General features: G+C 43.2%; 17 protein-coding genes. 2 read left to right on the forward strand and 15 right to left on the reverse strand.

Annotated elements, in window-relative coordinates:
• The first annotated feature begins 143 nt into the window (after positions 1 to 143).
• Both AC0VXX_RS10995 and AC0VXX_RS11000 read left to right on the forward strand, forming a co-directional pair.
• On the forward strand, positions 144 to 401 hold the full coding sequence (locus AC0VXX_RS10995; protein ID WP_475517000.1) for a cupin domain-containing protein: 258 nt from the start codon (positions 144 to 146) through the stop codon (positions 399 to 401).
• 146 nt (positions 402 to 547) lie between these two features.
• Complete coding sequence (locus AC0VXX_RS11000) at positions 548 to 877, forward strand: helix-turn-helix domain-containing protein (protein ID WP_475517001.1); 330 nt, start codon at positions 548 to 550, stop codon at positions 875 to 877.
• 37 nt (positions 878 to 914) lie between these two features.
• On the opposite strand, the gene AC0VXX_RS11005 is transcribed toward AC0VXX_RS11000, so the two are convergent.
• The 15 genes from AC0VXX_RS11005 to AC0VXX_RS11075 form a co-directional block, all read right to left on the reverse strand.
• Complete coding sequence (locus AC0VXX_RS11005) at positions 915 to 1,190, reverse strand: hypothetical protein (RefSeq protein ID WP_475514268.1); 276 nt, start codon at positions 1,188 to 1,190, stop codon at positions 915 to 917.
• A 265-nt stretch (positions 1,191 to 1,455) separates the two neighbouring features.
• On the reverse strand, positions 1,456 to 1,845 hold the full coding sequence (locus AC0VXX_RS11010; RefSeq protein WP_475514269.1) for a VOC family protein: 390 nt from the start codon (positions 1,843 to 1,845) through the stop codon (positions 1,456 to 1,458).
• Positions 1,846 to 1,955: 110 nt separating this feature from the next.
• Entirely contained in the window at positions 1,956 to 2,735 is a 780-nt protein-coding gene (locus AC0VXX_RS11015; protein ID WP_475514270.1) for a TSUP family transporter, read from the reverse strand.
• Between the two features lie 209 nt (positions 2,736 to 2,944).
• Positions 2,945 to 3,331, reverse strand: coding sequence for a ribonuclease E inhibitor RraB (locus tag AC0VXX_RS11020; RefSeq protein ID WP_475514271.1), 387 nt, complete (start codon positions 3,329 to 3,331; stop codon positions 2,945 to 2,947).
• A gap of 25 nt (positions 3,332 to 3,356) precedes the next feature.
• Positions 3,357 to 3,590: an RNA-binding S4 domain-containing protein gene (locus tag AC0VXX_RS11025; protein ID WP_110456692.1), complete on the reverse strand. Its 234-nt coding sequence runs from the start codon at positions 3,588 to 3,590 to the stop codon at positions 3,357 to 3,359.
• Positions 3,591 to 3,648: 58 nt separating this feature from the next.
• Positions 3,649 to 4,185, reverse strand: coding sequence for a GNAT family N-acetyltransferase (locus tag AC0VXX_RS11030; protein WP_475514272.1), 537 nt, complete (start codon positions 4,183 to 4,185; stop codon positions 3,649 to 3,651).
• A 14-nt stretch (positions 4,186 to 4,199) separates the two neighbouring features.
• Positions 4,200 to 4,478, reverse strand: a complete 279-nt coding sequence (locus AC0VXX_RS11035; RefSeq protein WP_475514273.1) for a peptidylprolyl isomerase — start codon at positions 4,476 to 4,478, stop codon at positions 4,200 to 4,202.
• A gap of 100 nt (positions 4,479 to 4,578) precedes the next feature.
• The gene (locus AC0VXX_RS11040) at positions 4,579 to 6,405 is read right to left on the reverse strand and encodes a DUF885 domain-containing protein (RefSeq protein ID WP_475514274.1); all 1,827 of its coding nucleotides are present in this window, start codon (positions 6,403 to 6,405) and stop codon (positions 4,579 to 4,581) included.
• Between the two features lie 354 nt (positions 6,406 to 6,759).
• A complete protein-coding gene (locus tag AC0VXX_RS11045) occupies positions 6,760 to 8,007 on the reverse strand; it encodes a tetratricopeptide repeat protein (protein ID WP_475514275.1) in 1,248 nt (415 codons plus the stop codon).
• A gap of 2 nt (positions 8,008 to 8,009) precedes the next feature.
• Positions 8,010 to 8,627 (reverse strand): energy transducer TonB, encoded by a 618-nt coding sequence (locus AC0VXX_RS11050; protein WP_110456698.1) that lies wholly within the window; start codon positions 8,625 to 8,627, stop codon positions 8,010 to 8,012.
• 1 nt (position 8,628) lies between these two features.
• Positions 8,629 to 9,033, reverse strand: coding sequence for an ExbD/TolR family protein (locus AC0VXX_RS11055; protein WP_110456699.1), 405 nt, complete (start codon positions 9,031 to 9,033; stop codon positions 8,629 to 8,631).
• A 13-nt stretch (positions 9,034 to 9,046) separates the two neighbouring features.
• Entirely contained in the window at positions 9,047 to 9,574 is a 528-nt protein-coding gene (locus AC0VXX_RS11060) for a MotA/TolQ/ExbB proton channel family protein (protein ID WP_475514276.1), read from the reverse strand.
• Positions 9,574 to 10,929, reverse strand: coding sequence for a MotA/TolQ/ExbB proton channel family protein (locus AC0VXX_RS11065; protein WP_475514277.1), 1,356 nt, complete (start codon positions 10,927 to 10,929; stop codon positions 9,574 to 9,576). Before AC0VXX_RS11065 ends, AC0VXX_RS11060 begins: the two co-directional genes overlap by 1 nt.
• Entirely contained in the window at positions 10,929 to 11,711 is a 783-nt protein-coding gene (locus AC0VXX_RS11070) for a DUF3450 domain-containing protein (protein WP_475514278.1), read from the reverse strand. The genes AC0VXX_RS11065 and AC0VXX_RS11070 overlap by 1 nt, the downstream gene beginning before the upstream one ends.
• 685 nt (positions 11,712 to 12,396) lie before the next feature.
• Positions 12,397 to 15,228, reverse strand: a complete 2,832-nt coding sequence (locus AC0VXX_RS11075; protein ID WP_475514279.1) for a TonB-dependent receptor — start codon at positions 15,226 to 15,228, stop codon at positions 12,397 to 12,399.
• Positions 15,229 to 16,147: the final 919 nt, after the last annotated feature.

The raw sequence follows: 16,147 nt of genomic DNA on the forward strand, positions 1-16,147 counted from the left end.
TCAGTAGGGTATGATGCTATCTGAAAAACAGCTGTCTCAATTTACCTGTTAAGACATAAAACATCGATAAGTCGCCACATATGCCTGCAAATGAAAAAATAGCGCTATTTTCACACCATCAAATGGTGAGTAAAACCATCGACATGCAAGCCCATTATATTGACGATTGGCATACACACCCATGGCATCAAGTCATTTTTCCTGTCTCGGGCTTACTACAATCCACTATCGAGCAAAATACTGTTATTGTTCCTCACAATGCCATGTTGTACATACCGGCAAACACACGTCATAAATCAGTGGCGGTCACCCAGACACAATTTTTAACCTTATACCTAAATCCCAACCACACCGTTAGCTTCAGAGCACACTCAAATCGTGTTTTATCACGCCATTTTTGAAAAGCCTGATATTACTGTTAATCGACCATGCTCACTGCAACAACACAGAACAGATGCTGAGTAATCTACTTATTGTATTGCAAGATCAAATCACCATCGCTAACCCCTATGAAATCCCTCTGCTTATTCCTAGCGATAGAAGATTAATGTCGATATTTATACAATTACAAAAACAGCCTGACTCAGCATTAACACTCACACAATGGGCAGAAAAAGTTGGTGCATCGGGCAGGACGTTGTCGCGGTTATGTAGCAAAGAGTTTGGCCAGTCATTTTCGTCATGGCGCCAACATATTAAACTGGTCCTCTCGTTACAATTATTAGAAAGCTCCTTATCAATACAAAGCATTGCCATCGAGTTGGGTTACCACTCTGACTCAGCCTTTATTCATGCTTTTAAAAGCATTTTCACTCAAACACCGAGTCAATATCGTAAATCTCATTTGTCCCATTGTGGCACAAATCTAAACGACTAATGGTGATGAGAGTAAGTAATCAATTTGTAGGACTTGCCTATAAAACCCCGCTTCGTATTAGCCCGCGCCTGACGTTTTTACACAGTTTACCGAAACGGGAGATGTCACCAAGCTGCGGCATATCACCATTGGCAATGGCGGTTTCCCAATAAGATAATTCACTATCAACCAACTCGAGTAATTTTTTAGGGCAACCGATACAACTCCCTTCTGGGCCGCAGACAAAATGAGCCGGCTCAGTTAAAGGCAACTCCTGTTTCACTTGTTCGATAAGCTGCAGCATCGCCGTCTTAGGATCAGGTTTTGATGGCATACGTGACCTACTTTCATCTTGGCAGTTGGTGCAACATTGAGTGGGATAATATTTTAAATCAATAAGATAAGTACAATAAAACAAGTGCAATCATAGATTACGTCACTGCCAAGGTGACTCGTAGTTCACCACGCCAAGCGGACCATTTAAAGCAGATACACCTAAAAAACCGAATAAGAGACAAATACATTGTACGATTTACACTCGACGTTTGAGTTACGCGTCACCCCGTAAGAAAACAAAATAACGCGTTATCAGAGACGTATTATTTTGCTGGCCCCATAAAGTGAGTCGCACATATTTTATTGCCCGAAGGATCGCGCAAATAGGCCAGATAAAGTCGCCTCTCTCCACTACCACGCACACCTGGCGGCTCTTCACAAGCAGTCCCACCATTAGCAATGCCGGCGGCATGCCATGCATTGACTTGTTCAGGAGTGCTGGCTTTAAAGCCGATGGTCATGCCGTTGCCATGGGTGGCGACTTCGCCATTGATCGGTGCAGTGAGGCCTAATACGCCATCGGGTGTAAAATATAGGCAACGACCTTTTTCATCTATCACCCCTTCGGGGTACCCCAAAACGTGTACTATTGCATCGTAAAATATTTTTGATTGCGCGACATCGTTGGCCCCAAACATAACATGACTAAACATGGTGTATCCTTGTAGAAAATGAGTTTTGACTGTGCAACATCCCATGGTGATTGTCTAGCGCTCAGTTTCAGTGAGCGCGACCGGCGGCGATGGCGATTTGCCAATAAAAGTTAAAACCATGCCATGAGATCGTACTGATCCGACAATAATTTTACACTCATCGCGATCGACATGGTCACCACTAGCGGCTTAATAATGTTACTGCCTTTACTCATCACCATCCGCGAACCAAGCGTGGCCCCCAGTGCTTGACCAACAAGCATAAATGCACCGAGTAACCATACCACTTTACCACCAAGCGCAAAAAATATGAGCGAGGCGATATTGGTTGAGAAGTTAAGCACCTTAGCGTGGGCAGTCGCTTTTGCCAGCCCAAATCCTGCCAATGACACAAAGGCAAGTGCAAAGAAGCTGCCAGTCCCCGGCCCAAAAAACCCATCGTAAAAGCCGACACCTAGGGCCGCAGTAAAGCCAAACACCGTGGGGGTGAGCAATTGTTGTTTGTCCTCTTCGCTTATCTTCTTCGAAAAGAGGAAATAGCCGCCAATGGTTAACATTAAAAATGGCAATACCAATTGCAATACTGAGGCATCGATCAACTGCACGGCAACCGTACCCAACGCTGAGCCGATAAACGCACAACTAATAGACAGCTTCATTTGCGTTAAATTAACCATGCCTTTACGGATAAAATACAGGCTGGCAAAAAAACTACCACCACACGCCTGCAACTTATTGGTCGCTAATGCTGCGGTTGGTGGTAGACCCGCCCACATCAGCGCAGGGATAGTCAATAGTCCGCCGCCACCGGCGATTGCATCGATAAAGCCTGCCACAATAGCGACGGCAAATAGAATAGCGATAAGCTCATAAGTTAATTCGAAAGACATAGTGACTGCGTTATAAATCGATAGAGTAGAATTGCGGCTATTAAACTTGGTTTGTACTAACAAGGCAAAGAAGTTTTATCTTTTTTAGCATTGTTTTATGTAACCCAGCCTAAAATCAGTGCTAGTAAGACCCAGCTAAAAACAACCTGTCTCAGTAAAATAGGCAATAAAAAAGCCACTGTATACAGTGGCTTTAATCGTCGGTAGCATTAATGCTGACAGTCATCACTGCATTGGTGTTCATCATCAGCAAATTCATCATCGCCTTCCTGATGCTGCATGACGCCCCAGCCATCAGTGGCACCACCGAACTCGGCGGCAAAGGTATTGAGTTCGAGCTCTTGGCTAACAATCGCATCGTACTCAGGCACCATGTTAACGCACACGATAAGCTCCCACTTACCAAGTTCATCGTTGAGGTGTAATTCCATTTCGCCCTCGAGTTCAGATTGAGCTAACTCTTCTGCGGCTGACTCAGCATCACGCTGATCTTCAAACACAAGGAAAAAATCAACATCAAGCGCCTTGCTCAAATCAATACCGGACTCCGCCATTGCGGCCAGCATTTTGCCATTATCATCATCTGGAAATTGCATTATTAACTCCACTTACTTAAGGACGTTATTCGCCTGCGACAATCATTACGCTTTCGCCATTGAAGCTCACCACTTGCCCAGGTGAAACCTTCTTGCGCTTGCGAGTTTCCACTTCGCCATCGACTGTCACCATGCCTTCGCTTATGACGAATTTAGCTTCGCCACCACCGCCGGTCATCGACTGTACTTTTAATACTTTATAGAGCTCTATAAACTCTTCGCCTGGCAATAATGCTAGGGTTTGTGATGCTGTGGTCACACTTTATACCTTTTTCAAAAAAATCGGCGCGATTATAACACTTGTGCATGATGACACGCTACAGTGCGCGCTCTGAAGCCAATAAACCGTAATAACAGTCATCCACCCAAAGATCGTCAAGCTTGTAGTTATGGCGCAAAATGCCTTCAAGTTGAAAAGCACATTTCTCTAACACCCGAGCAGAAGCACGATTGTCCTTAACACAGACGCCGACAAACTTGTGAATTTGATACTGTAAACACCCCCAGTCAATCACGGCATTGAGGCTTTCGGTTGCATAACCTTTACCATGACTCACTGGGCTGAGCATATAACCGACTTCGGCGTGGGCAAGCGTGACATTACTAGCGTAAAGACCGGTAAATCCCACGATTTGCCCCGTGGTTAACTCTTCAATAGTCAAGGTTAACCAATCACCCGACTCAAATACCCAAGGTGTTAGCCGCGATGCAAATTTATCGGCGATAACCTCAACACTATCCGGTCGGCGAACAAATTGATTCACTCTAGGATCTTGGTGGATTGACAAGTAAACTTGCCAATCCTCACGTTGCAACGACCTAATCTTTAACCTGTCGGTATATAGCTCAAGCATCGTGTTGCCTCAGTTTAGCCGCGGCTGGTCACTTCAAGTAAGTGATAACCAAACTGGGTTTTAACTGGACCTTGAACTTCATTTAATGGCGCACTAAATACCACTTCGTCAAATTCACGCACCATCATGCCTGGGCCGAACGAACCTAAATCACCACCTTGAGCGCCAGATGGGCAAGATGAATGGGCTTTGGCGACATCAGCAAAATCAGCGCCGTCCAGAATTTGCTGCTTTAATTGCTCGCATTGTTCTTCGCTGCTGACTAATAAATGACGTGCAGTTGCTTGTACCATGTATCGCTCCTAAAAAATGTGTCAAAAGTAAGTAAAATAAAACCCAGCAAGTATAAAACATTTGCTGGGCTTAATGAACGATGATGTTCAGCCGAGAGGATTATGCCTTGGTCGCGGCGATCCAGTGGTGGATTTTTTGCTCCATCACAGCCATTGGCAGTGAACCAGAGGTCAAAATTTGATCATGAAACGCTTTTAAATCAAACTTATCACCTAAGGCTTGTTCAGCCTCTGCGCGCAAGGCCAAAATTTTCAACTGGCCCACTTTGTAAGATAATGCCTGACCTGGAATGGCCATGTAGCGCTCGACCTCAGCAATAATATCTGACTCCGCCATTGGCGAATTATCTTTCATATACTCAATCGCTTGCTCGCGGCTCCACCCTTTGGCGTGCAGGCCAGTATCGACCACTAAACGCATAGCGCGTAGCATCTCGTCTGATAACTTACCAAAATATTGGTAAGGATCATTAAACATGCCCATCTCGATGCCTAAGTACTCCGCATAGAGTGCCCAGCCCTCTTCAAATGCGGTGTAGCCGCCAAAGCGCTGGAATTGAGGAATGTCACTAAGCTCCTGTTTAATAGCAATTTGAAAGTGATGTCCAGGAGCAGCCTCATGTAGCGAGAGAGTGGTCATGCCCCACTTCGGCTGGGCTTTTAAATTAAAGGTGTTGATATAAAATACCCCAGGACGCGAGCCATCAACGGCAGGAGCATCATAGGAGGCGCCAGCAGCAGACTGCTCACGGAAACGCTCTACTGGTTTAACAATGTAATCTGCTTTTGGCATCACATTGAAGTAGTTAGGTAGCTCAAGATTGATTTTATCTTTCAACACCATATAACCATCGATAAGCCCCTGACGATCAGTGAAAAAATATTGTGGCTCAGATGACAGTGACGCAAAAAAAGCGTTTAAATCGCCTTCAAAACCCACTTGCTGACGTACTTTATCCATTTCAGACAAGATACGGGCCACTTCAGATAGACCAACCTGATGAATTTCATCAACCGACATGGTAGTGGTGGTATGTGAGTTGGCTAAGTGTTGATACCAGACTTTTCCATTAGGGAGTGCCCACCAACCGTCACTGCCGCGGGCCATCGGCAGATAAGTGTGCTGAAAGTAGTTTGTGAGCTGGCTCAGTGCAGGTAGTAACTGCTCATCAATAAAGTGGGTATATTGCTGCGTCAGCTGTGCTTTTTCTTGTGCTGTAAATGAAGCCGGCAATTGCGCAATTGGCGCGTAAAATAGGCTTTGCTGCGGCTGGCTGACCAACTGCGCTTGCAGTTGCGGAATAATGCGCTCCACTAAGACTCGAGGCAACACCACTTTACTAGCAATGCCTTCATCCATACGAGTTTGTGCCAATTTAGTCCACTCAACGAACCCAGCTAAACGCGATAACCAATTAGTATAATCTTGCACAGTATTAAACGGTTGAGCACTTTCACCGCTGCCTAATTGCACCATGCTGATCACTGTGCTGTAAAACTGATTCATGGGCATGAAATGCTCAGGAAAGGTTTCAGAAACAAGTGCGACATTTCTGTCGTAAGAAAACATGTCATAGCTCAGTTGCAACGCTGGCGACAATGCATCTCGGTCAATGACTTTGACCTGCTTTAAGTAGCGAGTGTTTAACTCATGGCGCTGTTTTAAATAGGTTTCAGTCAATGCGCCGCCAAATTGGTCGTTATAATCATTAACTCCCACAAAAGTCGCATAAATCGGCTCAAGCTTTAGGCTGTCGTTAAAATAGTTATCAGCCAGAGCCAAATACGCTTGTTCGGCAGTTTGCGTGCTGCCACTGATAGTGGTTTGCTTAGCTGCAACAGTGGCCTGCGTGCCTTGCTGTGCCTCTGAGCAACCTACAAGGATGGTGCTCGCAGCGATAGCCATTGCGAGAATGGTTTTCTTCATTTTTATGCTTTCCTTCATATTTTGTGCAATTGCTAGTTAGTTATTTTTCAGTAGATTAATCTAAGAGGTTGGCAGCACACGACTCATTAGCCCCTCTGATTTTGGTAACTCGAGACAGTTACTTTGACCAGGCTAACCTTATGAAAATCGTTCATCGACGATAGTGTCGCCCAGTTTTACAGCGTTAACATTAGCCCTATTGTATCTATGCCCGCATATTGATGAAACCAGCAACTAACCTTAATTACTGGAATGATTTATTAAATAAACACTGAGGTAGCCACCTCAAGCAGCCGACAATTTATTTGCCCCATAAAAAAAGCCCCATGAAGGGGCTTTTTAGACTTAGAAAAGTTAAAGCGCAACGTTATAAATACGTGCCTTTTCTTTGATGTAAGCAAGATAGCTGTTAGCTGTACGTTGAGTTTTCTCGTCTTTGGCCGCTTTTAAGCACGCATTATATGCCGCTTTATACTGCTTAGTACCGAGATAAGCTAATGCCAACTCAAATTCAACCTCACCTTCACTCACATCACCCGCTGCTAGCGCGTTTTTGAGTACGGGAATCGCTTGCTTGTACTCTTCTTGCAATGTCAATAAACGTGCCTGTTTTAGGTATAACTTACCATCATTATTGATGGCAGCGGCTTTACCATAATAGGTCGCTGCCTTATCAAGTTCTTTGGCATTATGATAAAAGCCTGCCAAGATTGAGAGCGTTTTTTCATCCTGCTCAATCAGACCGCTTTTTAAATGCTTTTCATAGATTTTAGCCGCGTTGTAAGGTGACCCATTTTGCGCTAAAAGCTGCGCTAAACGGGTGATATTACCTGCGGTTTCTAAAAATCCATTCTTGTAAGCCAGATCATAGGTGGCCAACGACTTGCTGTAGTCTTCGGTTATCAAATAAAACTGCGCTAATTGTACCCAGAGACGACCATCTTGTTGGAACAATGGCACCATGGTCTCGAGCACTTTAACGGCATTTTTATAATCTTTCTTATTGAAGTAAGCAGTCAGCTTCATCTGATATAAGCCTTTATCTGGCTTATCACTGATAGAAAGACCTTTATCAACGACTTGAAGTACTTTATCCCACTCTTTAAGTTCAGAGTAAGCAATACCGATACGGCGATACACTTGTGCATCTTCCTTACAGGTAAACTCCATCCACTTATAATACTGTGGAATCGACTCTTTGAACTTCTTCTCTTGGATTAACAAATCTGCATATAAACGCAGTGTTGCACCATGATCGGTTCCACCAAGAATGTCAGCATCTACGGCCGTTTTAAGGTACTTAATCGCAGTGCCCATCTGATTCTTTTCGGCGTAAAAATTACCCAGCATACGGGCAATATAGGCCTTATCAAAATCATCACGCGGGTTGGCTTCCAGCAATACCGCAATCGCTTCGTCAATGTTGCCTTCTTGATAAGCTTCAAAAGACTTCTGCACTTTTTTAGCAGAGTTTTGACCAACAGCCTTAGACTTGCGCTTTTCAATTGGACATTTTTCTGCGGCATGTGCCACAGGCAAAACAGCCAAACTACCACCGATAGCAAACAATAGGGCAGCTGCAAGCGTATTTACTTTTTGCATCTCTATTTGCCTCCATCGAGTTTAAAGTCTAATTGAACCGTCATGCCAGGCTGTTTAAGTGCTTTACCGTCAACAATCTTTGGCTTGTATTTCCACTTCCTGAGTGCGCGTTTAGCTTCTCTGTCGAAAATACGTTTTGGGTCTGCATCAATCACTTCGATATCGTCAACACCGCCCAATTCATTAATCGTAAAGCTAAGTTGTACCCAACCTTCTTTACCATCACGAGCTGCTGCAATTGGGTATTGTGGCTCAATACGTACAATTGGCGTGGCATCACCATCACGAGTCATCATGTTGCCTAGCTTAAAGCCCGTACTTGCTGAACCTGCCACTACACCGCTCATGTTAAATGACATATTAGTGTCAATATCAGATGAGCTATCTGGTGGCGGAGTGTCGGGCAAAGGTGGTTGCTCAGGCGGCGTAGGTGGCTTAGGTTTTACCCTAGGCTTATCCTGCACTTTTGTATCCTGTTTATCCATACTGATCTCAATTACTGGAGATTCAGTTGCGGTGTCGGCGCGTTTAGCGCCGCCACCGACCAAGAAGGCCATGAATACAAACAGGGCAAAAGTAACAGCACCACCAATTAATAATGATACTATTGCTCTCAGCATATTAATCTTTCCCCGCTGATACCGAAATTTTGTCGATACCGGCTTTCTTCACGTTGTCCATCACCTTAATAACCAGGCCATGCTCAGCTTCTTTATCTGCTTCAATCAATACAGCCGCTTCTGGTGATTCAGCTAACATACGCTCTACGTTGGCTGTTACACGTTCGATGTCGACCTGACGGTTTTCCATCTTAATCACGCCTGTCTTGCTCACACCAATAAAGATGTTTGCAGACTTCTGAGTAGTCGCTTGAGAAGCTTCAGGCTTGTTATAGTCAAGACCTGATGGCTTAATAAACGATGTTGTTACGATAAAGAAGATCAACATGATAAACACGATGTCTAGCATCGGTGTCATATCAATCTGTGCTTCTTCTTCTATACTTGAATGCTTTTTACGTGCCATGTTCAATCTCTCTCTAGTGGTGTGGCAGGCTGTCTTTTAGCTTTTCCATACTGATCTTCATTTTTGCATCAAGGCGAGTACTGAAAAATACTCCCGATAATGCAGCGACCATTCCCGCCATTGTCGGCATGGTTGCCATTGAAATACCAGCTGCCATCATACGAGCGTTACTCGTCCCATGAACTGCCATCACATCGAATACCTGTATCATACCGGTTACGGTACCTAGCAGACCTATCATCGGACAGATAGCTACTAAGGTTTTGATAATCAGCATACGAGCATTCATATCTTGTTTCGCTTGGGATACCCAAGCTTCACGGATACGGTGTGCATGCCAAGAGGTAGAGTCCTCTCTGTTATTCCATGCGGTGATAATATTGCTATGCTCTTTTGGCGCAATCAAATTGAGATACCAAAAACGCTCAAGCATTAACACCCACATTAGAAATAGCACTGCCGCAACCAACCAGAGGACGTCGCCTCCGGAGGCCATGAAGCCCCTGACGGAATCCCAGATGTCCATCAGGTATAGCATCATTACGCGTTCCTCTTCTCAGCGTGCTCGGCAACGATACCTGCACTTTGCTCTTCAAGCACTTGAACAACAGACTTGCTGCGTGCAATAACAATCGCGTGCATCAGCATTAGTGGTAATGCCGCAACTAGACCTTGTACTGTAGTCATTAGTGCCATAGAGATACCACCCGCCATAAGCTTAGGATCGCCAGTACCGAATAACTGGATGCTCTGGAACGTCGCAATCATACCGGTCACAGTACCAAGTAGACCCATCATAGGCGCGATAGCCGCAAGAACCTTAATGATAGAGATGCGAGTTTCAAGCGCTGGCGTCTCTTTGAGGATCGCTTCGTCAAGTTTCAGCTCTAAGGTCTCAACATCGACATCTTTATTGTCATGGTAAGCCTTTAACACACGACCAAGTGGGTTGTTACCTGGATTTTCAATATCTTTGCGCTGTGCATTAACTTTCGCACCAACAATATAAAGAGTAACTAAACGTTCGATAGAAATTAGCGCACCAAGTACCAATAGTGCGATAATGATGTAACCGATCGTGCCGCCCGCTTCAATGCGTTCTTCTAATGTGGCTTTCTGTGTAAATACATTGAGTAGTACACCGCGCGCAGGGTCAACAAACAATTTGTGCACACCTGACGTTTGACCTTCGAATTTTTTAACGCTTGCAACTTGCTCACCACCAGGCTGTTGAGATAACTGCTGGATAAGACGCAGATCAGGGTTATAGACAACATATTGGCCATCGGCTAATAGGTTATAGGCACCGACGCGGATCACATTAGTGTTGCTTACATTACCGTCTATACCAGTGACATCAGCATTGAATGAAACGACTTTACCTGACTCAGCCATTTCGAACAGCTGCGCTTCCCAGAACTTCTCTAACTCTTCAATTTTTGGCAGTTCTTTACGAGCACCTAATTCAGAGATAAACGCAGCACGACCAGGAAACTGAGCGCTAACGTTTGAAGATATTAGTTTGCCTGCAAAATCACCGGCCTCACCTTTAACGACACCGAACATTTCACCCAAGTCACCTTGAGCAATTTTGCGGTCTTCTTCTAACTGAGCAATTTTACGCTCGTTATCAGCAAACGCTTGTGCCAGATCTTTACCGCGTTGTTCTTCAGCAGCTAACGCGGCTTTTTCACGCTTAAGTAGTGCAGCTTTATCGCCACGTTCAGCTTGAAACTCAGCTTCACGCTTCTTATTGACTTGAGCTGCATTAGCGCGATCGGTTTGAACTTGCTTAAGGAGTTGATCAATCGTCTTAGGTGCGTCTGCTGCACTGACCATTCCAGCTGTTAAAGATAGGGTTGCAGCAACAATTGCTGTAGAGATTAACTTTTTCATTATTGTGCAGCCTCCGCAGCAGGGATTGGTAACGCGAACATATCTGGTGCACCTTGGCCACGAGCTTGGCGGATAGCTTTAGTTATGTTACGCAGGTAGCTATCTTCTAGCTTATCCCATGCTTTTGTCTCTGGATTGAACATCCATGCAGACTTTTGATCTAGGCTTTGCGCGTAATAGCCCACACGGCCAAAGTTGATGAAATCAACCAAGATCTCTTTGCTATCAAGCTGCAACTTACCCGTTTCAACATTCAACTTTGAACCATATTCGCGTTCGATATTGTATGCATCAAGAATAAGACGATATTTTTCAGCAAGCGTTACGTTTGCAGTATTGAGTGTTTCACGCAGGCGCTCGATACGAGCTTCACGCACTTCTTTGTTAAATGGCAGATCTAAAGCGACAAACTGCTCTAGCGCATCCACCATTTTAAACATTAATGGCACGACACCTTGACGTAACTTATCAACACCATTGATGTCTTCTTGGATAAGTTTCATCGTCGCTTCTTGGTCTGCAACCAATCCAGCAACGTAGTCGTTATATGATTTTGTTGATTCACGCGTATCAGCGACTTGGCCATATTCAAATGCCATGTCTTGTGCCTGATCGTAGAATTTATCAACTTTCTTTTGCGATGCTGCTGCATCTGAATGAATTCTCGCATCCGCATTCTGTACATCAGAAAGTGGATCGGCAACCACTAAGTTACTGCCTGCTAAGGCCAGCGCGCCTACGAGCGCTGTAGCGATTTTAGTTCTATTGCTTACCTTGGACATAGTTCCCAACCAATTTGAAGTGAAAATAAAAAGTTTAACTTTGTAGCAACATGGGTTTCTGCTTATCTTGCTAGAATGCCGTTACTATAAGTGTGTATTTCTCTTGTGATTGTTAGTTATTATCTTCCCTCTCCACACCATACAAAGTGCAGACCCGCTGGCATCATTTCACAAAATGTTGACTGATGTCAATATTTCAAAAGGGCTAAAACCCTATGAAAAGGCGATTACACAGCTAAATTTACATAAGATGAGCTTTTTCAACTAACTCCTTTGGGGAGGTATTACATTTACAAGCTAGTAGACATAAAAACCTCAAACATAAATCATTGAAAATAAATAACTTTAACCAAAGCGCGACACAACGCCCGACACGAAACAAAAAGGTAACAAATGGAGAGCAAAAAAGATTTTGAGTGACCACTTGTTGCGCAGATATTACAGCTAGTTAACTGCCATGATTCATTTTGACGTATTTTTCATAATACCCCATGACGCAAAATCGGTTTGAATAAGAAGAGGAGTATCGCAAAACAGACTTTTAGTAAAATAAGAGTCTTTGACTATAAATTATCTAAGTCTGAGGACATCAACCATGAATGATTCATGGCTTACAGTTAAATTGTAATAAAAAGGGCAATGTTTCCATTGCCCTTTTTTATCTATTATTTACGTAAGTGAAATATTAAAACTTCACACTCACACCAGCATAGAAGTTACGACCAGTGACATCATAAGCTTCTGACGCAGTATTGATACCAGTACCGCCATTGTTAGTGCCTTGCGGTAGCATCGGAGGCTTCTTATCAAATAGATTTCGAATACCAACAAATGCTTCCACACCATTGTTGAAGTTATAACGGGCATTTATGTCGTGATAAACTACAGCATCAATTTCATTACCTACACTAAGAGCTTCACCAGTATAGAAGTTTACGTTATTGCCATCGACTGAATCGACAACTTTATCCCAGTAACGCATGCGCCATGACAAATCTAAATCATCTAAACCGTAAGATAAGTTCAAGTTAGCTCTGTGTTCTGGAGTTAAAACTTCACCCACATAGTCAGTTGCCTCACCGCTTTCAATACCCGTAATTACGTATTCAAAAGTGTAGTTCCAAACTAATTGTGTACGGAATGTACCTGGGCCTAAATCCATAGCAAAGTTAACTTCTGTATCTAGACCAGATGTATCAATTTGGTTTTCATTGCCAGTACCTGAATTCACTGCTGTTAAAGCACCATCTTCATTACGTACAGCGTTGCCAGCACAATTAGGATCAAACTGACCTGGTGCGACATCAAAACAACGGCGCATCACAGTAGAGCGACTAGTAGTAGAAATCGCATCATCAATAGCAACGTTATAATAATCTAACGTAATAGATAAGCTATCAATTACCTGCCAAATAGCACCGACACTGTATGTTTCTGCAGTTTCAGGCTCTACATTAGGACTACCACCGATAGTGCCGCCTGTACCTTGAATTTCTGTTTGTGTTGGTTCAAAAGCACCATCAGCAGCAATTCGGTCGCTAATCGCTTGGATTGAACGACAGTTTTCAGCCACATTACCAGCCGTTGTCGCAGTGACACCAGCACAAGGGTCAGAGACCGCAGCAAATGTTTCACCGCGACCAGAATACAGGTCGGCAATATTTGGAGTACGTACTGCTGTTGCAGCAGAAGCGCGCAGGCTCAACGACTCAATCGGTGTAAACTTAACACCCGCATTCCATGTAAAATCGCCACCAGTGATATTATGTTCACCATAACGTCCAGCAAGGTTAAGCTCTAAAGTATCTAGAATTGGAAAAGCGGCCTCTGCATAGATATCTTTAGTGATTAACTTACCATACGTTGGTTCAGACTTATTGGTGCTAGATGCACCGATCTGTGCCATGTCGCCAGGGCTGTAACTGCCAGTTTCTTCACGGTATTCAGCACCAACAGCTAATCCCATTAAGCCACCAGGAAGTTCGAGTGGTAATTCACCAGTGAAGGTTGTTGAAAGAACAAACTGCTCAGCCTGACCAGCCGCTTTCGCTGGAACAAACACGAAATCTGCAGCTTCAGGAGTAATTGTGCCTTCACCAAACATATTAAGTGGAACACACCCTTGCAACACAGCATAAGGATCTGCACATACAAGGTTTCCATCACTATCTTCGATAACGTTTAATGCCATATTGGCTCTATCTACGTTTACCTGACCGCCATTTTCTTGTAGCTGATCCGTTTTACCCCAGCTTAAATAGGTATTATTAGCCCATGAATCATTTATAGCCCAATCAAAACCTGTTGCAACTCGAATAGTATTACGTTCAACATCTGTTGAGCGAGCACCTAGTTCAACCATTCTGCGAACAAATGTGGTTTGATTTAAGTTAGTAACACCTGCAGCGATCAACTGTGAACGCAATGCTTCAGGGATTAATGGATTATTCACATCCATACCGCCTACACCATTACGATCTTTAAGCCAAATGTCATTTACAACATCTAACGGAGTTGGTTCGATAGTAGAACCAATTGTTTTACTCGAGTTCCAGTTTAATTCACTAAAAAGAGAGATACTGTCATTAAGTTCATGGGTCAACCCTGCAGCCGCATATTTACGCTCCAAGGGAGTAACAAGCTGACGATAAGCAGCACGATTAAATGTTCCACTAAAAGGAGTGCCATCAGCATTCAATCGAATAGTTTTCCCATCTTGATCTTTAAACTGAATGCGGCCTTGTGGAGGATATGAAGATTCAACGGGACCAATTACCTCATTACCTTCATCATCAGTTATCCATGCAAGATCCTGATTTGAGAAGTCACGATCTGATGATTTTAAACCGTCATCTTCATCGTAACCAAGTGACAACCAAGCATTGCCACCATCCCAATTACCACCAGTCGTTAAACTGAAAGTACTTGTATTTCGGTCGCCCTCACCGGAAACTCCAGCTTGCGCATTGATGTCAACGCCTTCAAAATCTTTACGAGTAATAATGTTAACAACACCTGCAACTGCATCTGAACCATAAGTTGCAGAAGCTGCACTCTTTAAAATTTCGATACGCTCAACCATCGACGTTGGAATGGAGTTCAAATCAACAGCATAACCACTAGAGGGTGATACGCCTGATACAAACCGTCGACCGTTAAGTAAAACGAGTGTTCGTTCTTCGCCTAAATTTCTTAATGCTGTCGTATTTAAACCAACACTTGTTGTCGAGAAAGAGCTATTTGATTGATCTGAGCCCGCAAATGCAACTGGTGATTGATTTAGAACATCAGCAACATTAATAGCACCTGTTTGAAGAATATCGTTACGTGACAGGACAGTGATCGGAGTCGGAGTTTCGAGATCATTACGCTTAAGGCGAGAGCCGGTAACTTCGATACGTTCTACGTCAGCAGTCTCATCTGCAGCAAAAACTACCGGTGCGGTAAAAGCTGTTAATGCAGCGCCACTAACTAGTGCAAAACGCACAGAGTTAGCCAATAGGCTATTTTTATACATGTTGTTTCTCCCTGGACATCATTTTTATTTTATTACGAACATCTAACCCAACAACGTAAGTAACACCATCGGTTAAATTCAACCAAGATGAAAACACAAGGGAAACAATTTCGCAACACCCACAGCCCATTTTTTACAAGTTAAATATTGGAAGCCGAATTTATGAACGTTTAAACGGAAATATTGTATAACTATTTTTCTTATCACAACCCATAAACCTTTGTTAACTCGACAATACAATACCTTATTTATCAATGGTATGGAAACATCTTCAACTCATCTTTACTGCAACACGTAAACACTAAATTAGATGATCGAGATAAATCAGCACCTGAATTGGATGTTACAAATCGCTCTAAAAGCAAATGGATGAAAAATCTTATTAAATATATGATTTGTAGACTTTATCGTACTAAAAACTAAGCAGTGTAGACTATCAACATTAAATATCATTACGAACTAACCTCGCCACTATTGTTTTTAATGAGATTGAAAAATATAAAAAATATGTCATTCGATGCTCGCAAACATCAGCGGCATGAGTGTTTTATAAAGCGGATGTTTTTTCGTTTAACAGACAAATGACGCTATGTAATTCTCAATTCCGCTATCCTCCTTCACCGAAAGCTTCACCTATCACTCGTGATTAAGTGTAAACAATAAATTACAGTTTAGAATGAAAAATTGATAACCAAATACGACTGCATAACACCATCATGCTAGGGCAAAAATATTGACAAAAGTGATAAGTAAAATAGGCCGCTAAAATGAAAGATACACAACTCGAACACTGAGCATAAATGCGGGTGCTATCAAAACAGTGAGCGATTGCTCACGGTAAAAACGATATTGGATAGGACAACTATCAAAAAGTCATGTAAAAATGCAGTGACCAGTCAAACAAAAAGCGCTTCATGAT

Source organism: Shewanella sp. QJM3NY_23, assembly GCF_056173105.1.